Annotated in this window: 20 protein-coding genes; 6 read left to right on the top strand and 14 right to left on the bottom strand. The window is 61.7% G+C overall.

The genetic code is table 11. From position 1 onward, the window contains the following. Window positions 1–14: 14 nt before the first annotated feature. From carA to ACFOLG_RS01555, 4 genes are all read right to left on the bottom strand, one after another. Window positions 15–1,148: a glutamine-hydrolyzing carbamoyl-phosphate synthase small subunit gene (gene carA / locus ACFOLG_RS01540; protein WP_386087679.1), complete on the bottom strand. Its 1,134-nt coding sequence runs from the start codon at window positions 1,146–1,148 to the stop codon at window positions 15–17. A gap of 248 nt (window positions 1,149–1,396) precedes the next feature. Then, on the bottom strand, window positions 1,397–3,181 hold the full coding sequence (locus tag ACFOLG_RS01545; RefSeq protein WP_386087681.1) for an acyl-CoA dehydrogenase: 1,785 nt from the start codon (window positions 3,179–3,181) through the stop codon (window positions 1,397–1,399). 177 nt (window positions 3,182–3,358) lie between these two features. Continuing rightward, a complete protein-coding gene (locus ACFOLG_RS01550; RefSeq protein ID WP_088966444.1) occupies window positions 3,359–4,291 on the bottom strand; it encodes an electron transfer flavoprotein subunit alpha/FixB family protein in 933 nt (310 codons plus the stop codon). Between the two features lie 3 nt (window positions 4,292–4,294). Next, window positions 4,295–5,044: an electron transfer flavoprotein subunit beta/FixA family protein gene (locus ACFOLG_RS01555; RefSeq protein WP_386087684.1), complete on the bottom strand. Its 750-nt coding sequence runs from the start codon at window positions 5,042–5,044 to the stop codon at window positions 4,295–4,297. Window positions 5,045–5,343: 299 nt separating this feature from the next. Here ACFOLG_RS01555 and ACFOLG_RS01560 point away from each other — a divergent pair, with 299 nt between their 5' ends. Together ACFOLG_RS01560 and ACFOLG_RS01565 are read left to right on the top strand one after the other, a co-directional pair. Beyond that, the gene (locus ACFOLG_RS01560; RefSeq protein WP_386087686.1) at window positions 5,344–5,763 is read left to right on the top strand and encodes a MaoC family dehydratase; all 420 of its coding nucleotides are present in this window, start codon (window positions 5,344–5,346) and stop codon (window positions 5,761–5,763) included. Next, window positions 5,763–6,224, top strand: coding sequence for a GNAT family N-acetyltransferase (locus ACFOLG_RS01565; RefSeq protein WP_386087688.1), 462 nt, complete (start codon window positions 5,763–5,765; stop codon window positions 6,222–6,224). Before ACFOLG_RS01560 ends, ACFOLG_RS01565 begins: the two co-directional genes overlap by 1 nt. 30 nt (window positions 6,225–6,254) lie before the next feature. Here the strand turns inward: ACFOLG_RS01565 and queG are convergent, their stop codons facing one another. After that, the gene (gene queG, locus ACFOLG_RS01570; RefSeq protein WP_386087690.1) at window positions 6,255–7,334 is read right to left on the bottom strand and encodes a tRNA epoxyqueuosine(34) reductase QueG; all 1,080 of its coding nucleotides are present in this window, start codon (window positions 7,332–7,334) and stop codon (window positions 6,255–6,257) included. A gap of 13 nt (window positions 7,335–7,347) precedes the next feature. Here queG and tsaE point away from each other — a divergent pair, with 13 nt between their 5' ends. Continuing rightward, complete coding sequence (tsaE, locus tag ACFOLG_RS01575; protein WP_386087691.1) at window positions 7,348–7,836, top strand: tRNA (adenosine(37)-N6)-threonylcarbamoyltransferase complex ATPase subunit type 1 TsaE; 489 nt, start codon at window positions 7,348–7,350, stop codon at window positions 7,834–7,836. Further along, entirely contained in the window at window positions 7,797–9,035 is a 1,239-nt protein-coding gene (locus ACFOLG_RS01580) for an N-acetylmuramoyl-L-alanine amidase (RefSeq protein ID WP_386087692.1), read from the top strand. The genes tsaE and ACFOLG_RS01580 overlap by 40 nt, the downstream gene beginning before the upstream one ends. Before the next feature lie 60 nt (window positions 9,036–9,095). Here ACFOLG_RS01580 and yacG read toward each other — a convergent pair whose 3' ends face one another. The 7 genes from yacG to ACFOLG_RS01615 all read right to left on the bottom strand — a co-directional run bounded on the left by yacG (window position 9,096) and on the right by ACFOLG_RS01615 (window position 15,650). Then, entirely contained in the window at window positions 9,096–9,281 is a 186-nt protein-coding gene (gene yacG / locus ACFOLG_RS01585) for a DNA gyrase inhibitor YacG (protein ID WP_386087694.1), read from the bottom strand. Window positions 9,282–9,284: 3 nt separating this feature from the next. Next, the gene (gene zapD / locus ACFOLG_RS01590; protein WP_386087696.1) at window positions 9,285–10,043 is read right to left on the bottom strand and encodes a cell division protein ZapD; all 759 of its coding nucleotides are present in this window, start codon (window positions 10,041–10,043) and stop codon (window positions 9,285–9,287) included. Between the two features lie 25 nt (window positions 10,044–10,068). Beyond that, complete coding sequence (gene coaE, locus ACFOLG_RS01595) at window positions 10,069–10,746, bottom strand: dephospho-CoA kinase (protein ID WP_386087698.1); 678 nt, start codon at window positions 10,744–10,746, stop codon at window positions 10,069–10,071. Beyond that, window positions 10,679–11,530, bottom strand: coding sequence for a prepilin peptidase (locus tag ACFOLG_RS01600; RefSeq protein ID WP_386087700.1), 852 nt, complete (start codon window positions 11,528–11,530; stop codon window positions 10,679–10,681). Before ACFOLG_RS01600 ends, coaE begins: the two co-directional genes overlap by 68 nt. Beyond that, complete coding sequence (locus tag ACFOLG_RS01605) at window positions 11,530–12,750, bottom strand: type II secretion system F family protein (RefSeq protein WP_386087702.1); 1,221 nt, start codon at window positions 12,748–12,750, stop codon at window positions 11,530–11,532. The genes ACFOLG_RS01600 and ACFOLG_RS01605 overlap by 1 nt, the downstream gene beginning before the upstream one ends. Before the next feature lie 17 nt (window positions 12,751–12,767). Then, window positions 12,768–14,501, bottom strand: a complete 1,734-nt coding sequence (gene pilB, locus ACFOLG_RS01610; protein WP_386087703.1) for a type IV-A pilus assembly ATPase PilB — start codon at window positions 14,499–14,501, stop codon at window positions 12,768–12,770. Between the two features lie 120 nt (window positions 14,502–14,621). Beyond that, entirely contained in the window at window positions 14,622–15,650 is a 1,029-nt protein-coding gene (locus ACFOLG_RS01615; RefSeq protein ID WP_386087705.1) for a porin, read from the bottom strand. A gap of 238 nt (window positions 15,651–15,888) precedes the next feature. On the opposite strand from ACFOLG_RS01615, the gene ACFOLG_RS01620 reads away from it, so the two are divergent. Continuing rightward, window positions 15,889–17,346 (top strand): cryptochrome/photolyase family protein, encoded by a 1,458-nt coding sequence (locus ACFOLG_RS01620; protein WP_386087707.1) that lies wholly within the window; start codon window positions 15,889–15,891, stop codon window positions 17,344–17,346. Window positions 17,347–17,389: 43 nt separating this feature from the next. On the opposite strand, the gene ACFOLG_RS01625 is transcribed toward ACFOLG_RS01620, so the two are convergent. Both ACFOLG_RS01625 and ACFOLG_RS01630 read right to left on the bottom strand, forming a co-directional pair. Further along, window positions 17,390–17,752 carry a ComEA family DNA-binding protein gene (locus ACFOLG_RS01625; protein ID WP_386087709.1) on the bottom strand — a complete coding sequence of 121 codons (363 nt, stop codon included), beginning with the start codon at window positions 17,750–17,752 and terminating at the stop codon, window positions 17,390–17,392. A gap of 53 nt (window positions 17,753–17,805) precedes the next feature. Further along, entirely contained in the window at window positions 17,806–18,624 is an 819-nt protein-coding gene (locus ACFOLG_RS01630; RefSeq protein ID WP_386087711.1) for a cytochrome C assembly family protein, read from the bottom strand. Between the two features lie 105 nt (window positions 18,625–18,729). Between ACFOLG_RS01630 and ffh the strand changes: the two genes are divergently transcribed. Further along, window positions 18,730–20,094 (top strand): signal recognition particle protein, encoded by a 1,365-nt coding sequence (gene ffh, locus ACFOLG_RS01635; protein WP_386087713.1) that lies wholly within the window; start codon window positions 18,730–18,732, stop codon window positions 20,092–20,094. The last annotated feature ends 7 nt before the right edge of the window (window positions 20,095–20,101 follow it).

Raw genomic sequence — 20,101 nt, forward strand, 5'->3', positions numbered from 1 at the left:
ATGCGCTCCTTGGATCAGGCAGTCTTGCTATCTGCCATGGCAGAGATGAAGCGGTCAAACAGGTAGGCCACGTCTTCCGGACCCGGGCTCGCTTCCGGGTGGCCCTGGAAGGAGAATGCCGGACGGTCGGTCAGCGCGATGCCCTGCACGGTGCCATCGAACAGCGAACGGTGGGTTACGCGCACGTTGGCCGGCAGGCTGGTCTCGTCCACCTGGAAGCCGTGGTTCTGGCTGGTGATCATCACGCGGCCGGAATCCAGATCCTGCACCGGGTGGTTGGCGCCGTGGTGGCCGAACTTCATCTTGGAAGTCTTGCCGCCGGAAGCCAGGCCCAGCAGCTGGTGGCCCAGGCAGATGCCGAATACCGGCAGCTTGCTGTCCAGCAGTTCGCGGATGGCGGTGATGGCGTAGTCGCACGGTTCCGGGTCGCCCGGGCCGTTGGACAGGAACACGCCGTTCGGCTTCAGCGCCAGCACGTCCTTGGCCGGGGTCTTGGCCGGCACCACGGTCAGCTTGCAGCCGCGCTCGGCCAGCATGCGCAGGATGTTGTGCTTCACGCCGTAGTCGTAGGCCACCACGTGGAACGGGGCCTCGGTCTGGGCAGTGTAGCCCTGGCCCAGACGCCATTCGCGGGTGTTCCACTCATACGCTTGCTCGCAGCTAACGACCTGAGCCAGATCCTGGCCGGCCATGCTGCCGAAGCCGCGGGCCAACTCGATGGCACGGGCCTCGTCGATGTCGCCGGCCATGATGCAGCCGGCCTGGGCGCCGGTTTCGCGCAGCAGGCGGGTGAGTTTACGGGTATCGATGTCGGCGATGGCGACGACGTTGTTCTGCTTGAGGTAATCCGACAGCGAGGCTTCCGCACGGAAGTTGCTGTGCAGCAGCGGCAGATCACGGATGATCAGACCGGATGCAAAAACGGCGCGGGACTCGGTGTCTTCCGAGTTCGCGCCGACATTACCAATATGCGGATAAGTCAGGGTGACGATCTGCCGGGTATAGGACGGATCGGTGAGGATCTCCTGATAACCGGTAATGGCGGTATTGAATACCACCTCTCCGACGGTGTGGCCATTGGCACCGATGGCTACGCCTTTGAACAGCGTGCCGTCAGCCAAGGCAAGAATCGCGGGTACGGTTGTCACTGGCTGGCTCCTGAGAATAGTGTTTTTTTAATCACTTATACAACAAACGGGACACCGCGCGGCTTGCGCATGTCCCGTTCGGATAAACTTTTCGATTATAACACGAAATCCGTTTTCGGCAAGCCGTCCAGGTGGACAATCGGGGTAACTTCCTAAGTTTACGCTGGCGTCAGCCAGGCTGACGCCAGCGTTACCACTGCCTGTCATGCGGCAAAGCACCCCGCCATGCGGGGCGCTTGCCAGCCGTATCAGAACAGGCTTTCGTCCAGCTCCAGCACACTGCCGGCACCATCCACGATAGCCGCTGCCAGGCCGCTCGCCTGCGGCAGCAGGTGCTCGGCGTAGAAGCGCGCGGTGACGATCTTGGCGGCCAGGAACTCGCCATCTGCATCCTCGTCACCCTGCTGCGCGCGGGCGATCAGCGCGGCGCGCCCCATCATCCAGCCGCCGAGCACGATGCCCATCAGCTTGAGGAACGGTACCGAGCCTGCGGCAGCCAGCGCCGGGTTGGCGCCGAAAGTGTCTAGGATAAAGGCCACGCAACGCTCGGCCTCCTTGGCAGCGGCCTCAAGGTTGGCCGCCATGCTGGCGTAGCCGGCGGCGGCCAACTTGCCGGCGGTGACACGCACTTCTTCCAGCAACCAGCGCGCGGTGGCGCCGTCTTCCGCCGCGGTCTTGCGGCCGATCAGGTCCAGCGCCTGGATGCCAGTGGTGCCTTCGTAGATGGCGGTGATGCGCGCATCGCGGTAGTACTGGGCAACACCGGTTTCCTCGATGAAACCCATGCCGCCATGCACCTGCACTGCCAGGCTGGTGATCTCGTTGGCCTGTTCGGTGTTCCAGCCCTTCACGATCGGGATCAGGAAGTTGACCAGCGCCTGGTTGCGCGCCGCTTCGCTGGCCACCGGGTGGCGGGCGGCACGGTCAAGCGCGGCGGCGGCATAGAAGGCCAGTGCGCGCTGCGCCTCGATCTGCGCCTTCATGGTCATCAGCATGCGGCGCACGTCCGGGTGACGGATAATGGCCACGCCGGCCGGGTCCGCGCTGCCGACGGCACGGCTCTGCACGCGGTCACGGGCGTACTCCACCGCCTTCTGGTAGGCGCGCTCGGATACCGCCATGCCTTCCACACCCACGCCCAGGCGGGCGTGGTTCATCATGGTGAACATATAAGCCAGGCCCTTGTTGGCCTCGCCCACCAGGTAGCCGATGGCGCCGCTTTCGTCACCGAAGCTCATCACCGCGGTGGGGCTGCCGTGAATGCCCAGCTTGTGTTCCAGCGACACGCAGCGCACGTCGTTGCGCGCACCCAGACTGCCGTCGGCATTGACCAGGAGTTTGGGCACGATGAACAGCGAAATGCCCTTCACCCCGGCCGGTGCATCCGGCAGACGGGCCAGCACCAGGTGGACGATGTTGTCCGCCATGTCGTGCTCGCCCCAGGTGATGAAAATCTTCTGGCCGCTGATCTTGTAGCTGCCGTCCCCCACCGGTACGGCCTTGCTGCGCACCTGCGCCAGGTCGGAGCCGGCCTGCGGCTCGGTAAGGTTCATGGTGCCGGTCCACTCGCCGCTGGACATGCGCGGCAGGTAGACGGCTTTCAATTCGTCGGAGGCGTGATGGTTGATGGCTTCCACCGCCCCCAGGGTCAGCAGCGGCGCCAGCGAGAACGCCAGGTTGGCCGAGCACCACATTTCCTCGGCGGCAATCGCCACCAGTGCCGGCAGGCCCTGGCCGCCAAAGTCCGCCGGGGCGCGCAGCCCCACCCAGCCGGCCTCCACATACTGCAGCCAAGCATCCTTGAAGCCTTCGGCGGCGGTGACGCTGTAGTCCGGCGCCCACTTGGCGCCCTTGTCGCCGTTGCGGTTGATCGGGGCCAGCACGTTCTCGGCGAACTTGGCGCCTTCTTCTAGGATGGCGTCGGTCAGCTCGACGCTGCAGTCTTCGTAGCCCGGCAGGGTGCAGATGGCCGGCAGCTCCGCCAGCTCGTTGAGGGCGAAGCGGATGTCTTTGCTTGGTGCCTTGTAGATCATGGGTACAGCTCCTCGTGATTAAACCTTCGTCGTGCAAAAAGGCCGGCCATGCTGTCCGCCAACGGACATGCCCGCCGCGTGTGCGGCAGGTATTCCCCAGACGAACCGGTCATGGCCGGCCTTCTTGTATGGCATGGCATCGTGGCACCACGCCTTGTTTTATGGGTACAGCGGGTATTACTTGGACAGCTCGGCAATCAGCTCCGGCACCACGGTGAACAGGTCACCGACGATGCCGTAGTCGGCCACCTGGAAGATCGGCGCTTCTTCATCCTTGTTGATCGCCACGATCACCTTGGAATCCTTCATGCCGGCCAGATGCTGGATGGCACCGGAGATGCCCACCGCCACGTACAGCTGCGGCGCAACTACCTTGCCGGTCTGACCGACCTGGTAGTCGTTCGGCGCGTAGCCGGCGTCCACCGCGGCGCGGGAAGCACCCACGGCTGCGCCCAGCTTGTCGGCCAGCGGCTCGATCACTGCCTTGAACTGCTGCTCGGAACCCAGCGCGCGACCACCGGACACGATGATCTTGGCGGCGCCCAGTTCCGGGCGGTCGGACTTGGTCAGCTCCTGGCCGACAAAGCTCGACAGCGCGGCATCGGCAGCGGCGGCAACGCTTTCAACGTTGGCCGCACCGCCGGCAGCCGCTGCTTCGAAAGCAGTGGTGCGCACGGTGATCACCTTGATGCTGTCGGACGACTGCACGGTGGCCAGTACGTTGCCGGCGTAAACCGGACGCACGAAGGTGTCGGCGGATTCGATGGCGATGATGTCGGAGATCTGCGCCACGTCCAGCAGCGCGGCCACGCGCGGCAGCAGGTTCTTGCCGTAGGAGGTAGCCGGGGCCAGCACGTGGCTGTAGCCCTTGGCCAGATCCACCACCAGCGGTGCCACGTTCTCGGCCAGGCCGTGCGCGTAGGCGGCGCTGTCGGCCAGCAGTACCTTGGCCACGCCAGCCACGGATTTGGCGGCATCGGCAGCGGCGGCGGCATTGTGGCCGGCTACCAGCACGTGCACTTCGCCCAGTTTGGCGGCGGCGGTAACGGTGTTGAGGGTGCCTGCTTTCAGGCTCTGGTTGTCGTGTTCAGCGATAACGAGAATAGCCATGGCTTACAGCACCTTTGCGTCGTTCTTGAGTTTGGCCACCAGCTCGGCAGCGTTGGCCACCTTGATGCCGGCGGAGCGCTTGGCCGGTTCGGCCACTTTCAGGGTTTTCAGACGCGGGGCAGCGTCCACGCCCAGCTCGGCCGGGGTGGTCTTGTCCAGCGGCTTCTTCTTGGCGGCCATGATGTTCGGCAGCTTGACGTAGCGCGGCTCGTTCAGGCGCAGGTCGGTGGTCACCACCGCCGGCAGGCGCAGCTTGACGGTTTCCAGGCCGCCATCCACTTCGCGGGTCACGTCCACGGTTTCGGCAGCCACGTCCACCTTGGAGGCGAAAGTGCCTTGCGCCCAGCCCAGCAGCGCGGCAGTCATCTGGCCGGTCTGGTTGGCATCGTCATCGATGGCCTGCTTGCCGACGATCAGCAGCTGCGGCTGTTCCTTGTCGGCTACCGCCTTCAGCAGCTTGGCCACCGCCAGCGGCTGCAGTTCGGCATCGGTTTCCACCAGGATGGCACGGTCGGCACCCATGGCCAGTGCAGTGCGCAGGGTTTCCTCGCACTGCTTCACCCCCATCGATACCACCACGATCTCGGTGACCTTGCCGGCTTCCTTCAGGCGCACGGCCTCTTCCACCGCGATTTCGTCGAACGGGTTCATCGAGAACTTGACGTTGGCGACATCCACATCGGTGCCGTCGGCCTTGACTCGCACTTTCACGTTGTAATCAACAACGCGCTTCACAGCGACTAGAGCTTTCATATTCCTCCAGCGAACTCTCTGGTTGAAACAACTCGTCCCGTGTCGCCGCGCGGCGGGCGCCAGGCGCACTATCAAACGAGCGTTTAATTGGTGAATTGACTACAAAGCAACTGCAGTACAACAGGGGTGGGGTGATATTACGCGATTTCCCCGCAATTTGCATTTGAGGGAAAGCATGCAAGAATGCGCTGCAACATTGAGCACGTCATAACAATAAAACACAGGCAGGAGCGCATGCTGAATGACAGCGGCCAACCTTTGCTGGCCGTTGCGGTTTTCACTTTGCCCAGGGAGCCCCCATGACGGTTTTTTTTGAAGACATCCAGATCGGCGATTCCGCCGAATACGCCAAGACCATCACCGAAGCCGACATCCTGATGTTCGCCGCAGTTTCCGGCGACGACAACCCGGTGCACATCAACCAGGAATACGCCGAAGCGTCGATGTTCAAGACCCGCATCGCCCACGGCATGCTGACCGCCGGCCTGATCTCCACCGTGGTGGGCACCCGCCTGCCGGGCAACGGCACCATCTATCTGTCGCAATCCACCAAGTTCAAGGCGCCGGTCAAGATCGGCGAAACCGTCACCGCCCGCGTCACCGTCACCGAGCTGGACCCGGCGAAAAAGCGGGTCAAGTTCGCCACCGCCTGCCTGGTGAAAGGCAAGGTGGTGCTGGAAGGCGAATCGCTGGTGATCGCACCGTCGCGTGCCGATTGATGGGCCGCCTGCGCATCGTGCGCCTCTGCGATGAACAGGGGCGCATCGTGGAGCCGGCACTGCTGGCCGCCGCCTTCCCGGTGCACCGCCAGCTGCGGCCGATGCTGCCGGAAAGTGGCGCCGACTATGTCGCCAAGATGGGCCGCATCTGCAGCTATGGCGCGCGGCTGATCGCCGCGCTGGACGACGGTGACAAGGTGGTGGCGCTGGGCCTGTACCGCGTCTACGAAAACACCTACGAAGACATGCGGCTGTATGTGGACGACCTGGTCACCGACGAGGCCGTGCGCTCGCAGGGCGTCGGCAGCCTGATGCTGGACTGGTGCGAGACCGAGGCCCGCGCACTGGGCTGTGGTTTCCTGGTGCTGGACTCCGGCACCTGGCGCACCGCGGCGCACAAGCTGTACCTGCGCCATGGCTTCGTGATCTCGTCGTTCCACTTCACCAAGCCGCTGCAGTAACCGCACAAGGTTGGCCGCATGCGGCCAACCTTATTGCTGCTCCTGCCCGCCCGCCTGCAGCTGCCGCCGCAACGCCCAGGCCACCGACTCGCGCACCCGTTCGTCGCCATCGTCCAGCCGCTGCCGCAGTGCGGCCACAATGGCCGCGTCGTACGGCGCATTGCCCAGCCCGACGGCGAGATTCGACAGCCACTTGCCGTAGCCGATGCGATAGATCGGGCTGCCGGCCATGCGCTGCTGGAAGGTCGCCTCGTCCCAGCCGAACAACTGCAGCAGGCTGACATCGTCCAGGCCGTGGCGCACGGCGAAGTCCGCCTCCGCCGTCGGCACCGCGAAGCGGTTCCACGGACAGACCAGCTGGCAGTCGTCGCAGCCGTAGACGCGGTTGCCGATCAGCGACCGCAGCGGCTCGGGGATCACGCCTTTCAGCTCGATGGTGAGGTAGGAGATGCAGCGCCGCGCATCCACCTTGTACGGCGCTACGATGGCGCCGGTGGGGCAGATATCGAGACAGCGCGTGCAGCGGCCGCAATGCGCCACCTCGCTGTCATCTTCCGGCAATGGCAGGTTGGTCAGAATTTCGCCCAGGAAGAACAGCGAGCCCTGCTGCTTGTTGAGCAGCAGGGTGTGCTTGCCGCGCCAGCCCTGCCCGGCCTGCGCCGCCAGCGCCACTTCGGCCAGCGGCGCGCTGTCGGTGAATACGCGGAACTGGTGCGCCGGATCGGCGGCGGAGATGCGTTCGGCCAGTTTTTGCAGCCGGTTGCGCAGCACCTTGTGATAGTCGCGCCCCAGCGCGTAACGCGAGATATAGGCGCGCGACGCATCCGCCAGCACCGCGTCCGCCGCCGCCGCCTCGCCCGGCCAGTAATGCATGCGCAAGCTGATCACCCGCAGCGTGCCCGGCACCAGCTCCGCCGGCCGCAGCCGCAGGCTGCCGTGGCGCGCCATGTAGTCCATTTCGCCATGGCACCCCTCCGCCAGCCATGCGGCCAACGTGGTCTCGGCCGCGGCCGGCAGCTCGGCGCGGGTGATGCACGCGTCGGCAAAGCCGAGCTCCTGCGCCCAAGCCTTGATTTGGCTGGCCAAATGGCGATAATTCTCGTTTTGCACGGACATTTCATTCATGGCGACGGATCATACCAGTGTCGCAGGCTTTCTCAGCGACGAAGCCGCCACGCTGCAACTGGGGCAGACGCTGGCCGCCAGCCTGCAGCCCGGCCTGCAATTGCAGCTGCATGGCGACCTGGGCGCCGGCAAGACCACGTTTACCCGCGGCCTGCTGCGCGGGCTGGGCCATGCCGGCAGGGTAAAGAGCCCCACCTACACACTGGTGGAAAGCTATCCGCTGCCGCTCGCCACCGTGCATCATTTCGATTTATACCGCTTCAACGATCCGCAGGAATGGTTCGACGCCGGTTTTGCCGATTACTTGGCCGCGGATACGCTCTGCATCGTGGAGTGGCCGCAAAAAGCCGCCGGTGTACTGCCGGCTCCGGATCTGACGCTGGAACTCCAGCTGGCCGGCGATGGTCGCAACTATCGCCTTGTTGCCCATAGTGAAACAGGAACAGCATGCCTCACCCGCTACCAGACTCTGACCGCCGCAAGCTGATCGGTGCCGCTGCCGCCACCTTTTTGCTGACGGTCAGCCGTATCGGCCTGGCCGCCAGCAGCCAGGTGGTGGCCGTGCGCGTATGGCCATCGTCCACCTATACCCGCGTCACCATCGAGGCCAGCAGCGAGATTCGCTACAAGCACTTCTCGCTGGCCAATCCCAACCGGCTGGTGGTGGACCTGGAAGGCGTGCAGCTGACCGGTGTGCTGCAGGAGCTGAGCAAGCAGATCCAGAGTGCCGACCCGTTCATCCGCATGGCGCGCGCCGGGCAGTTTAACAACGACACGGTGCGGCTGGTGCTGGACCTGCGCAACGAGGTCAAGCCGCAGATCTTCTCGCTGAAGCCGGTGGGCGAATACCAGCACCGGCTGGTGCTGGACCTCTACCCGGCCGATGCGCAACAGGATGATCCGCTGCTGGCACTGCTGGAGGATTACAACAAGGGTCAGCTGGACAACAGCGCGCCGCGCGGCGGCAAGGACAAGAGCGGCCCGGGGCGCACCCTCACCATCGTGATCGACCCCGGCCATGGCGGTGAGGACCCGGGCGCCATCGGCCCCAGCGGTATCCGCGAGAAAGACGTGGTGCTGAAGATCAGCCGCCAGCTGAAAAAGCTGATCGATGGCGAAAAGAACATGCGCGCGGTGCTGACCCGCGACGAGGACGTGTTCCTGCCGCTGGGCGTGCGCGTCGCCAAGGCGCGCAAGCTGAATGCCGACCTGTTCATCTCGGTGCATGCCGACGCGGTGGACAACCGTTCCGCACGCGGCTCCTCGGTGTTCGCGCTGTCGGAAAACGGCGCCACCAGTACCATGGCGCGCTTCCTGGCCAAAACCCAGAACGATGCCGACATGGTCGGCGGCGTGAAGATCGGCGGCAAGGACAAATACCTGGCGCATACCCTGCTCGACCTGACCCAGACCGCCACCATCAACGACAGCCTGAAACTGGGCAAGTCGGTGCTGGGCCGGCTGAGCAACCTCAACAAGCTGCACAAGGACAAGGTGGAGCAGGCGGGATTCGCGGTGCTGAAAGCGCCGGACATCCCGTCCATCCTGGTGGAAACCGCCTTCATCAGCCACCCGGAAGAAGAGCAGAAGCTGGTAGACCCGGACTTCCAGCAGCAGATGGCCGACGCCATCCTGTCCGGGGTGCGCAGCTACTTTGCCCAAGGCGCCGCCATCGCCCGGGTGTAAACCGCCGCAGACAACAAAAAGCCGCCCTCCCGGGCGGCTTTGTCATGTTGGCCGCATGCCTTACAGCTGCTCCAGCTCGCGCATCGGGTCGTCGCCGGACACCGGCACGCGGTAGCTTTCATCGGCCCACTGCCCCAGGTCGATCAGCCGGCAGCGCTCGCTGCAGAAGGGACGGAACGGGCTTTGCGGCCCCCAGGCGACAGCTTGGCGGCACTGCGGACAGGCAACGGTTTTCTCGGACGGCATGATTCAGAACTTGCAATAGGTCAGGGTGAAATCCACATCATCTTCCACCTGGCGGGCGCGAACCTCGCCGGTACCGGCATTGATGAAGCGAACATTGAGTGCGTATTTGTTGGCGGAAATCTCCGGCACGATCTGCAAGCGCGCATCGTAGGAAACGCGGATCAGCTGCACCGCCTTGCCGCCGGACATCTGCTGGAAGGCACCACGGCGCGCAGTGTACTGGTAGGCCTTGCCGCTGTCGCGCAGCAGCTTGAGCAGCACGGTGGCGGCACGCGATGTCGGCATCAGCGGGGCGGCCCAACGCAGCAGGTCGATACGGCGGGCTTCGCTCTCGCGCTGCAGCCACAGATGATAGGACGGCAGATCGAACTGGCAGGTGCCACCGGGAATCACCGAGCGTTGCTTGATAGCCATCAGCCATTCGTTTTCACGCAGATGCTGGCCGAACTTGCCGCTGATTTCGAGCAGGCTGGTCGCCGTCTGTTCGATCTCCTCCAGCACGGCGTCCAGCGCGTTCTGGGCGATCACCGGATTATCCCGCAGAGCTTCCAGCGCCAGTTTCTGCCGCTCCAGCTCCTGCAGCAGCTCGGATTTCAACTCGGTGCGACCGGCAGACTCCAGCACCTCGAACAAGGCCATCAACGCCACGTGATGACAATTGGCCTCGTCCTGCGCCATAAAGAACACCAGCCGCTGGTACACCTGCTCCAGGCGAAGCAAGGTACGGGTTCGTTCGGTGATGGGGAACTCGAAACTGGTCACGGCGGGTATCCGTTGGTTCGTAACGTCATGCCGGAGCCGGCAAGCCAAAGCAGGCTAGATAATAGCGGTGTTTGTCATCAACTTGAAGCGCCAAATCGGCCAGCCCGCCGCTATTGTGAATCACGTCATCGGCCAACTGCAGCCTTTGCTGGCGCGGCATCTGCGCGGCGATGATCGCCGCCACCTGCTCTGCGGCCAAGCCGCTACGCGCCATCACGCGCTGGTGCTGCATGTCTTCCGGGCAATCCACCAGCAGACTACGCTGCACCAGCGCCTGGAAGGCCGGGTTTTCAAACAGCAATGGCACCGCCAGCAACACATACGGCCCGGGTGCCGCAGCCAGCTGCCGCAGGCTTTCAGCACGAATCAACGGATGCAGAATGGCTTCCAGCCGCTGCCGTTCGGCCGGCTCGGTAAACACGCGCTGCCGCATCACCGTGCGATCCAAGGCGCCATCGACCGTCACCACCGCATCCCCAAAGGCAGTACGGATGGCCGCCATCGCCGCACCGCCAACGGCCGTGAGCTGATGGGCGACCGCATCGGCATCGACGCAGCACACGCCATGCTCGGCAAACAACTGTGCCACCGTGGATTTGCCGGAGCCGATGCCACCGGTCAGGCCAACGACCGGCTTAAGCACCCAGATACCAAGCCATGATCGGCTTGCCCCACAGGAATGCCAGCAGCCCGGCGGCGGCAAGATACGGGCCGAAAGGCAAAGGTTGGCCGCGCCCGTGGCGAGCCGTCAGCATCAAGCCGATGCCCACCAGCGCCCCCACCAGCGACGACAACAGGATGATCAGCGGCAGCATCTGCCAGCCCAGCCATGCGCCCAGCGCCGCCAGCAACTTGAAGTCGCCGTAGCCCATGCCCTCTTTGCCGGTCGCCAGTTTGAACAGCCAGTACACGCTCCACAACGCCAGGTAACCGGCCATCGCACCGACTACTGCCTGCGACAGCGGTACAAAGCTGTCATCCAGGTTATAAAGCAAGCCCAGCCACAGCAATGGCAGGGTCAGATCGTCCGGCAATAACTGGGTGGCAGCATCGATCAGGGTCAGCACCAGCAGCGTCAGGCCGAACACGCTGGCCCACAGCCACGTCGCGCCCAGGCCCCAGTGCCAGGCAAAGCCGGCCAGCAGCAGGCCGGCAACCAGCTCCACCAGCGGATAACGCCAGGAGATGGCGCCGTGACAATGGCTGCAACGCCCGCGCTGCAGCGCAAAGCTCAGCAGCGGGATGTTCTGCCAGGCACGAATGGGCGCCTGGCAATGCACGCAGGCCGATGGCGGGAAGAACAGGTTGTAGTTGGCCGCAGGCGCTTGCTGCCCCTGTAATTCGGCACACTCCGCCAGCCAGCGCTGCTCCATCATCTTGGGCAGCCGGTAAATCACCACATTGAGGAAACTGCCCACCAGCAGGCCCAGCACCAGCGCCAAACCGATTTGTGCCGCCGACGGCAGCATTGTTATCGTGTCCAGCATCAACCAACCACCTGACCCATCTTGAAGATCGGCATGTACATGGCCACCACCAGGCCGCCAATCAGTACCCCCAGGATGATCATGATCATCGGTTCCAGCAGGCTGGACAGCGAGGCCACCGCATTGTCGACTTCTTCTTCGTAGAAGTCCGCGACCTTGTCCAGCATGTCATCCAGCGCCCCGGACTCCTCGCCGATGGCAGTCATTTGCAGCACCATATTGGGAAACAGATTGCTGCGCTGCATGGAGGCATTCAGTGTCGAGCCGGTCATTACATCGTTCTGGATCACCTTGGTAGCATCGGCATAGATCTTGTTGCCGGCCGCGCCACCAACCGAATCCAGCGCCTCCACCAGCGGCACACCCGCAGTAAACATGGTAGATAGTGTGCGGCACCAGCGCGCAATCGTGGCCTTGCGTACCACCTCGCCAATTACCGGCACTTTCAGGATGATGCGGTCAAGCCCGTCCTGCATTTTCGCCGAGCGTTTATAGGCATAGGCAATACCCCAGATACCGCCGAAGAGCGTGCCGAAAATCATCCACCAGTATTCGACAAACACATCTGACAGCTTGATGACAATCAGCGTCGGCGTCGGCAAGTCGGCACCGAAGCTGGAGAACAGCTCCTTGAACGCCGGGATCACGTAAATCAGGATCACCGCCGTAATGATGAACGCCGTGGCGATAATGGCAGCCGGATATACCAGTGCCGATTTGATCTTGCCCTTGATGGCCAGCACTTTTTCCTTATAGGTGGCCAGTTTTTCCAGCAGCGCATCCAGCACACCACCGGCCTCACCGGCGGCCACCAGGTTGCAGAACAGGCCATCAAAATACAGCGGATACTTGCGGAAGGCGTCCGCCAGGCTGCTACCGATCTCCACTTCCGCACGTACGTCCAGCAGAATGCGGGTGAACAGCGCGTTGCTGAGCCCTTTTGCCGCGATGTCGAAGGCCTGCAGCAAGGGCACCCCGGCCTTCATCATGCTGGACAGCTGGCGCGTAAACAGTGCGACGTCTTTTTCCGTCACCTTCTGGCCAAACTTGGGCTTGCGCTTGTTTACCTTGCTGACATTGATGCCCTGACGACGCAGCTGCGCCTTGGCGACGATTTCGGACTCCGCCCGAATCTCGCCACGGATCAGTTTGCCGGTACGATCCTTGCCTTCCCAGTTCCAGATATGGGCAACCGCTTTCTTGCTTACCGTTCCCGCCATGCTTGCCATCCTGTCGATTATTCGTTGGTTACGGCTTCAATTTCGGTCAGCGAGGTCACGCCACGCATCACCTTCAGCAAGCCGGCACGGCGCAGATCAACCATGCCCTCCGCGCGCGCCAGGTCATCGATCTGCACGGCGTTGCCATCGCTCATGATCAGTCGAATCATCGCATCGGTAATCGGCATGATTTCGTAAATGCCGGTACGCCCCTTGTAACCAGTGCCACGACACTGATCACACCCCACCGGGCCATAAGGCGTCCAGCTGCCATCCAGCTCTTCCTGCCGGAAGCCGGCGCGCAGCAATGCGGTCTGCGGGATCTCCACCGGCTGCTTGCAATGACTACATAACCGTCGCGCCAGACGCTGCGCCATGATCAGCAGCACCGAGCTGGCGATGTTGAATGGCGCCACCCCCATGTTCAGCAAGCGGTTCAGCGTGGCCGGGGCATTGTTGGTATGCAGGGTGGAGAACACCAGGTGGCCGGTCTGGGCGGCCTTGATGGCAATATCCGCAGTTTCAAAGTCGCGAATCTCGCCCACCATGATGATGTCCGGATCCTGCCGCAGGAAAGCCCGCAATGCCGAGGCAAACGTCAGGCCGGCTTTTTCATTCACGTTGACCTGATTGATGCCGGGCAGATTGATTTCCACCGGGTCTTCCGCGGTAGAGATATTGCTGTCCGGCTTGTTGAGAATGTTCAGACAGGTATACAGCGAAACCGTCTTGCCGCTACCGGTCGGCCCCGTCACCAGCACCATGCCGTATGGGCGGGCAATCGCCCGCAGCAGCTGCTCTTTTTGTTCCGGCTCGAAACCCAGTTGCTCGATATCCAGCGAGGCGGCGGAAGAGTCGAGAATCCGCATCACGATCTTTTCGCCATACAACGTCGGCAAGGTACTGACCCGGAAATCCACTGCCTTGTGTTTGGACAACACCAGCTTCAAGCGTCCATCCTGCGGCACGCGGCGCTCGGAGATGTCCATCTTGGACACTACCTTGATGCGCGAGGCCAGCTTTTCCTTGATTGCCAGCGGCGGCTGCGCCACCTCCTTCAGCACACCATCAACACGGTAGCGGATACGGTAGAACTTTTCATACGGCTCGAAGTGGATATCCGACGCGCCGCCATTGATCGCATCCACCATAAGCTTGTTCACAAAGCGAACGACAGGGGCATCGTCAACATCAGGCAGGCCATCGCTAGCCGGCTCGGCGTCTGGGTCGGCAATTTCCAGCTCGCCAAACTCTTCTGCGGCCAGACTATTGATGGCGGCCATCGAGTTTTCCGCCAGGCGGCCAACCAGCACCCCCAGCTTGTCGTCCTCAACCACCACACATTCAACCGTCAGCCCGGTCTTAAAGGTAATGGCATGCAGCACGCTGCTCTGCGTCGGGTCGGAAATGGCGATATACAGGCGGTTGCCACGGCGAAACAGTGGCAACAAACGGTTGGCCGCAATGAAGTCCTGCTCCAACAGGCCGCGTGGCATAGTGTCACTATTGTGCCGACTCAGGTCATACAAGGGCAGACCAAAGGTGGCAGAAGCAAACAGGGCGACGTCTTGCGCCGACATTTTCTTGCTTTGCACCAACTGCTCGACAAACGAGACACCGCCAGTCTGTGCCAGCTTGATGATGGACTCCGCATCACTGGCCAGCAGCAACTCACTCTGAACCAAGGCCCGGCTCAAGCCGGAAATGGCCACATTCTCCATACGACTCCCTGCCACTTGCATGAATTGCATCCCGCTATCCGTTATAGCGGCATATTAACCGCTAACCCAGCTTTGGCAATGCCCTGCCAACCTTCGACAGCAATAAAAAAAGGCTGCCGAGGCAGCCTTTTTCAAACCGGTACAACCAAATTAGAACTTGGTGCCCAGGTAGATGGTAGCTTCACGCAGATCAGCGGTAGCGTTGTCATCGTAGTTAACTTTAACCAGCTCTACACCAGCACGGGTGCGCTTGGACAGGGCGTATTCAACACCAACGGCCCAAGTCTTGTGACCATCGTTTGCGTTTTCGCCATCAGCCTTAGCATCGCCTTCTTTCCAGAAGCCGATTTTCGGGGTGAAGTTGCCCAGCGCGTAGGAAGCAGCCAGGCCCCAACCGCTACGCTTCACGTGGTCAACGGTCGGCGCAGTTACAGTGCCTTCGCCATCATCATCACTCGGGAAGTTATTCACGCCGCGTGCATAACCGGCCATCAGGGTCAGATCGCTCAGAGTTACGGAAGCATTCAGCTCATGTAGGGTCTTGTATTTGGTGTCGCTGGTGGTACCCAGGGTGTCCAGCTTGGAGCGGGAAGCATCGTAGGAAACGGTCCAGCCATCACCTTCGTATGCCAAGCTGATGGCTTGGGAGTACAGCTTGTCTGCTTCGCGAGTAGTGTCATCTACGCTGCTAGTGGTACCGCTACCGAAGCTGTGCTGCACGGTAGCAGTAAAGCCGCTAAAGGACGGAGTTTTGTACGATACGGTGTTGTTGTAACGATCACCTTGGTCGTAGATGCTGGACTTCCAAGTCGCAGAGTCGTTCTCGAAGATTGCCATCGCACCGGAGGTCGGCATCAGATAGATGTTGCCCAGAGTCAGACGACCGAAGCCACCTTCCAGACCAACATAGGAATCGCGACCGGCAAAAGTGTTGCCATCAGCAGTGTCCGCCAGGTTGATGCGGGAGGCGATCTGCCAGATGCCTTTCAGGCCGTTACCCAGATCGTCGGAACCGGCAAACTTGATTTCGCCGCTGGTGCGATCTTCAGTCGTCAGGGAGCCAGAGCCAGAGGCCTTGGTATTTACGATGCCAACAGCCAGGTTACCGGAGATGGTAACGTCAGCCATTGCAACTGCCGGCAGGGCAGCCAGGGTAGCCAGAACGATCAGCTTTTTCATGTGTGTTCCTTTCAGAGATCACGAATGTTGCCCGTGGATTTATCCGAAACCTTGGCTCCGGTAGGGCTGTCCAGACCACCGGTATTCCGGCGGTATCTGTGGCGGACTATAAACGTGGCGTTGCGAAAAAACAAATCCCGTACTCATAGCCTTCCCGGGCAACACCACAAAAAAGTAATCAAAGCATTGTTTTTATTGAATTTAAAATAAAAAACACCATTGTTGCCACTAGACAACAATGCCCACAACACCTACAAAAGCGTTGCTTTATAACGACACCAGTGAGCATTTCATGATGAGTACAGCCTGCCTGATGTGGTTTCGGCGCGACTTACGGGCGGTTGATAACGCCGCACTGTCACGGGCTTTGTTGCGCCACAAAACCTGCCACTGTGTTTTTGTTTTCGACGAAAACATCCTGCGCTTGCTGCCGCGTGACGACAGGAGGGTGGCATTTATCCACGCCGCACTGCAGGAACTGGATACCGCGCTACGCCAGCACAACGGTGGACTGCGCGTGCTGCACGGCGATCCAACCCAACTGATTCCACAGTTGGCCGCAGAGCTGCACTGCGATGCGGTGTACTGCAACCGCGATTACGAACCCTACGCGCGGGAGCGCGATGCGCAAGTGGCAGCGCAGTTACGGCAACAGGGTCGCGAACTACGCAGCGAGAAGGATCAGGTGATTTTCGAGCAGGACGACGTCGTCACCAAGCAAGGCAAGCCGTATACCGTCTTTACCCCTTACATGCGGGCATGGCGCCAGCAGTTCACACCGCTACTGACCCAGCCCTTCCCCGCCCCGTTGGCCGGCGCCCTGGCACCACCCACTGAGGCACAAAGTCTGCTCTCACTGGCAGAGCTGGGATTTGCCGCCGCCGCGCAGCAAGCAGTGCGACTACCAACCGGTCGCACGGGAGGAAAAGTGCTACTGCAGGACTTCGCCCTGCGCATCAGCCAGTACAAAGCCTGCCGTGACTACCCTGCGGTGAAAGGCGTGTCCTACCTGTCTGCACATTTGCGCTTTGGCACTATCTCTATCAGAGAAGCCGTGCGGCTGACGATGGACATAGAGGATGAAGGCGCAGCAAGCTGGCTGAACGAGCTGATCTGGCGCGAGTTCTATCAGCAGTTGCTATGGCACTTTCCAGACGTGGTAACACAGAGCTTCAAGGCCGAGTACCGGCAGCTGGCTTTCCCTGGGCAAGACAGCTGGTTTGATGCCTGGCGCCAAGGCAATACCGGCTACCCGCTGGTCGATGCCGCCATGCGCCAGCTCAACCAGAGCGGCTTCATGCACAACCGCTTGCGCATGGTTGCCGCCAGTTTTCTGGTAAAGGATCTCTTGCTCGACTGGCGCCGCGGCGAAGCCTACTTCGCGGCCAAGCTGCTGGATTTTGATCTTGCGGCTAACAATGGTGGCTGGCAGTGGGCGGCCTCTACTGGCTGTGATGCACAACCCTACTTCCGCATCTTCAACCCGGTAAGCCAGTCCGAGAAGTTCGACCCGGACGGCAAGTTCATCCGCCGCTATGTGCCGGAGCTGGCCGCACTGGACAACAAGGCCATCCATGCACCGTGGCTGGCCAAGTCGCTCCCCAGTGGTTTTCAGCTGGGACGCGACTACCCGGAACCCATCGTGGAGCACGCCATCCAGCGCGAGTTGGCGCTGGCGCTGTTCGGTAAAAAGTAAAAAGACCCGACGGTGTCGGGCCCTGTGCTTCCATGCCGTACGCTTACGGCTTCTTCACCGGCGACGTTGCCGGTACTGCTTTGGCTGTGCCGGCTGGAGTGGCCTTGGCGCTGCCAGCCGGTGCGGCTTTTGCCGGCGCCGCTGGCGGTACGGCACCACCGCTGACCACCAGCTCGGTTTTCAATTTCTCCAGTGTCTTCGGACCGATGCCCGGCACCTTTTCCAGATCGGCATAGGTTTTGAATGGGCCATTCTTCGTGCGGAAATCCACAATGGCCTTGGCCTTGACCGGACCGATCCCGTTCAGCGCTTCCAACTGCTGCGCCGTGGCGGTATTGGCGTTCACTGCGGCCCAGGCCGACAGCGTTACAAACAGTACACACAATGCGGCAAACAGCTTTTTCATGGCCAACCCTCCGTCTTCATGACAAAAAATGGAGATACCACTATGTCAAAACACTACAATTTATGCAAAAAGAATTGCAGCACTACCTTGCTGCCGATATAGCCGAATAGCAACAACGCAAAACCGGCCAGCGTCCAGCGGATCGCGATACGGCCGCGCCAGCCATGCAGCTTGCGGCCAACCAGCAAGCCGCCGAACACCAGCCAGGACAAGAAGGCAAACACGACCTTATGGCTCAGCGGCACGGCCCGGCCAAATACCTCTTCGGCAAAAAACACGCCACTGATCAGGCTGCAGGTCAGCAACACGAACCCCGTGCCCAGCGTCTGAAACATCAGGTTTTCCAGCACCAGCAACGGCGGCATGCGTCGCGCCAGCGCAAAGCGCCGGTCATGCAGCGCACGCTCCTGCAACAGCATCAGCACCGCCAGCAAAGCCCCGATGGCAAACAGGCTGTAAGCCAATAAGGACACCAGCAAATGCAGCAGGAATGCCGGATTATTGATCTCATATAAGGTATGCGGAATCGGCAGCACCTCGGCCATCAGCACGCCAATGGCTGCCAGCGGCACCAGGAACACCTGCAGGCCATCCATGCGGGCGAAATAACTGCCGGTCCAGAAAATCAGCAGCATGATCCAGGCCAGCAGGGACAGCGCCGTCCCAACCCCCATGCTCAGGGCACCAAAGCGCAGCACCGGCAACATCAGCACCAGCGCATGCACCACCAACAAGGCGCCCAGCAGGAAATGCTCGCGCCCCGGCTGGCGCGGCCACAGCGATAGGCCACGCCAATGACCGATAAAATGCCAGGACAGGCCGAGGTAGCCGGACACCAGCAAAATGACCAAAATCAACAGGATGCCACTCATCTGATTGGGGGGAGCGCCACGCCCCGGCGCCGGGTCGTGGTAAAATGGACGATTGCAGAAGTCTACACCAAGCAGAATGCAGTTGGCAGACCATAAGGACATCCCATGCTTGACAACCTATCCTCACGCCTAACCAGTGCGCTGAAAACCTTGCGCGGTCAGGCGCGGCTTAGCGAAACCAATATCCAGGACGCCCTGCGCGAAGTACGCATGGCGCTGCTGGAGGCCGACGTGGCGCTGCCCGTGGTCAAGACCTTTATCGCCAGCGTCAAGGAACGTGCGCTGGGCCAGGAAGTGCTGGGCAGCCTGACGCCAAGCCAGGCCATGATCGGCGTGGTGAACGAAGAGCTGGTCAAGCTGATGGGCGAGAAGAACGACGCGCTGAATCTGGCCGCCGTTCCACCCGCCATCATCCTGATGGCCGGCCTGCAGGGTGCCGGTAAAACCACCACCGTGGGCAAGCTGGCCAAACTGCTGAAGGAAACGCAGAAGAAGAAGGTGCTGGTGGTGTCCGCCGACGTATACCGCCCGGCCGCCATCGAACAGCTGAAGCTGCTGGCCGAGCAGGTGGGCGTGGAGTGGTTCCCGTCCGACGGCAGCCAGAAGCCGGAAGACATCGCCCGTGCCGCGGTGGATCACGCCAAGCGCCACTTCTTCGACGTGCTGATGGTGGACACCGCCGGCCGTCTGGCCATCGACGAAGCGATGATGGCCGAGATCAAGGCGCTGCATGCCTGCCTCAATCCGATCGAAACCCTGTTCGTGGTCGACGCCATGCAGGGCCAGGATGCGGTGAACACTGCCCAGGCCTTCAACGAGGCGCTGCCGCTGACCGGCGTGGTGCTCACCAAAATGGACGGCGACTCGCGCGGCGGTGCCGCGCTGTCGGTGCGCCACATCACCGGCAAGCCGATCAAGTTTATCGGTGTGGGCGAGAAAGTCGGCGGCCTGGAGCCGTTCCACCCCGACCGCCTGGCTGGCCGCATCCTCGGCATGGGTGACGTGCTGTCGCTGATCGAGGACGTGCAGAAGGGTATCGACGAGGAAGAAGCGGCCAAGATGGCCAAGAAGCTGAAATCCGGCAAGGGCTTCGACCTCGAGGACTTCAAGACCCAGATGCAGCAGATGAAGAAGATGGGCGGCATGACCAGCATGCTGGAAAAAATGCCGGGCGACCTGGGCCAGCTGGCCAAGGGCGTGCAAGGCGCCGAAGCGGAAAAATCCATGCGCCGCATCGAAGGCATCATCAACGCCATGACCATGAACGAGCGCCGCAAGCCGGAACTGATCAAGGCCAGCCGCAAGCGCCGCATCGCCACCGGCTCCGGCGTCTCGGTGCAGGAAGTCAACAAGCTGCTGGCGCAGTTCGAGCAGATGCAGAAGATGATGAAGATGTTCTCGTCCAAGGGCGGCATGTTCAAGATGCTGAAAGGCCTCAAGGGCATGAAGGGCATGCTGCCGGGCATGTAATGGATAG

Origin of the sequence: Vogesella facilis (assembly GCF_042648525.1) — a bacterium.
GTDB lineage: Bacteria > Pseudomonadota > Gammaproteobacteria > Burkholderiales > Chromobacteriaceae > Vogesella > Vogesella facilis.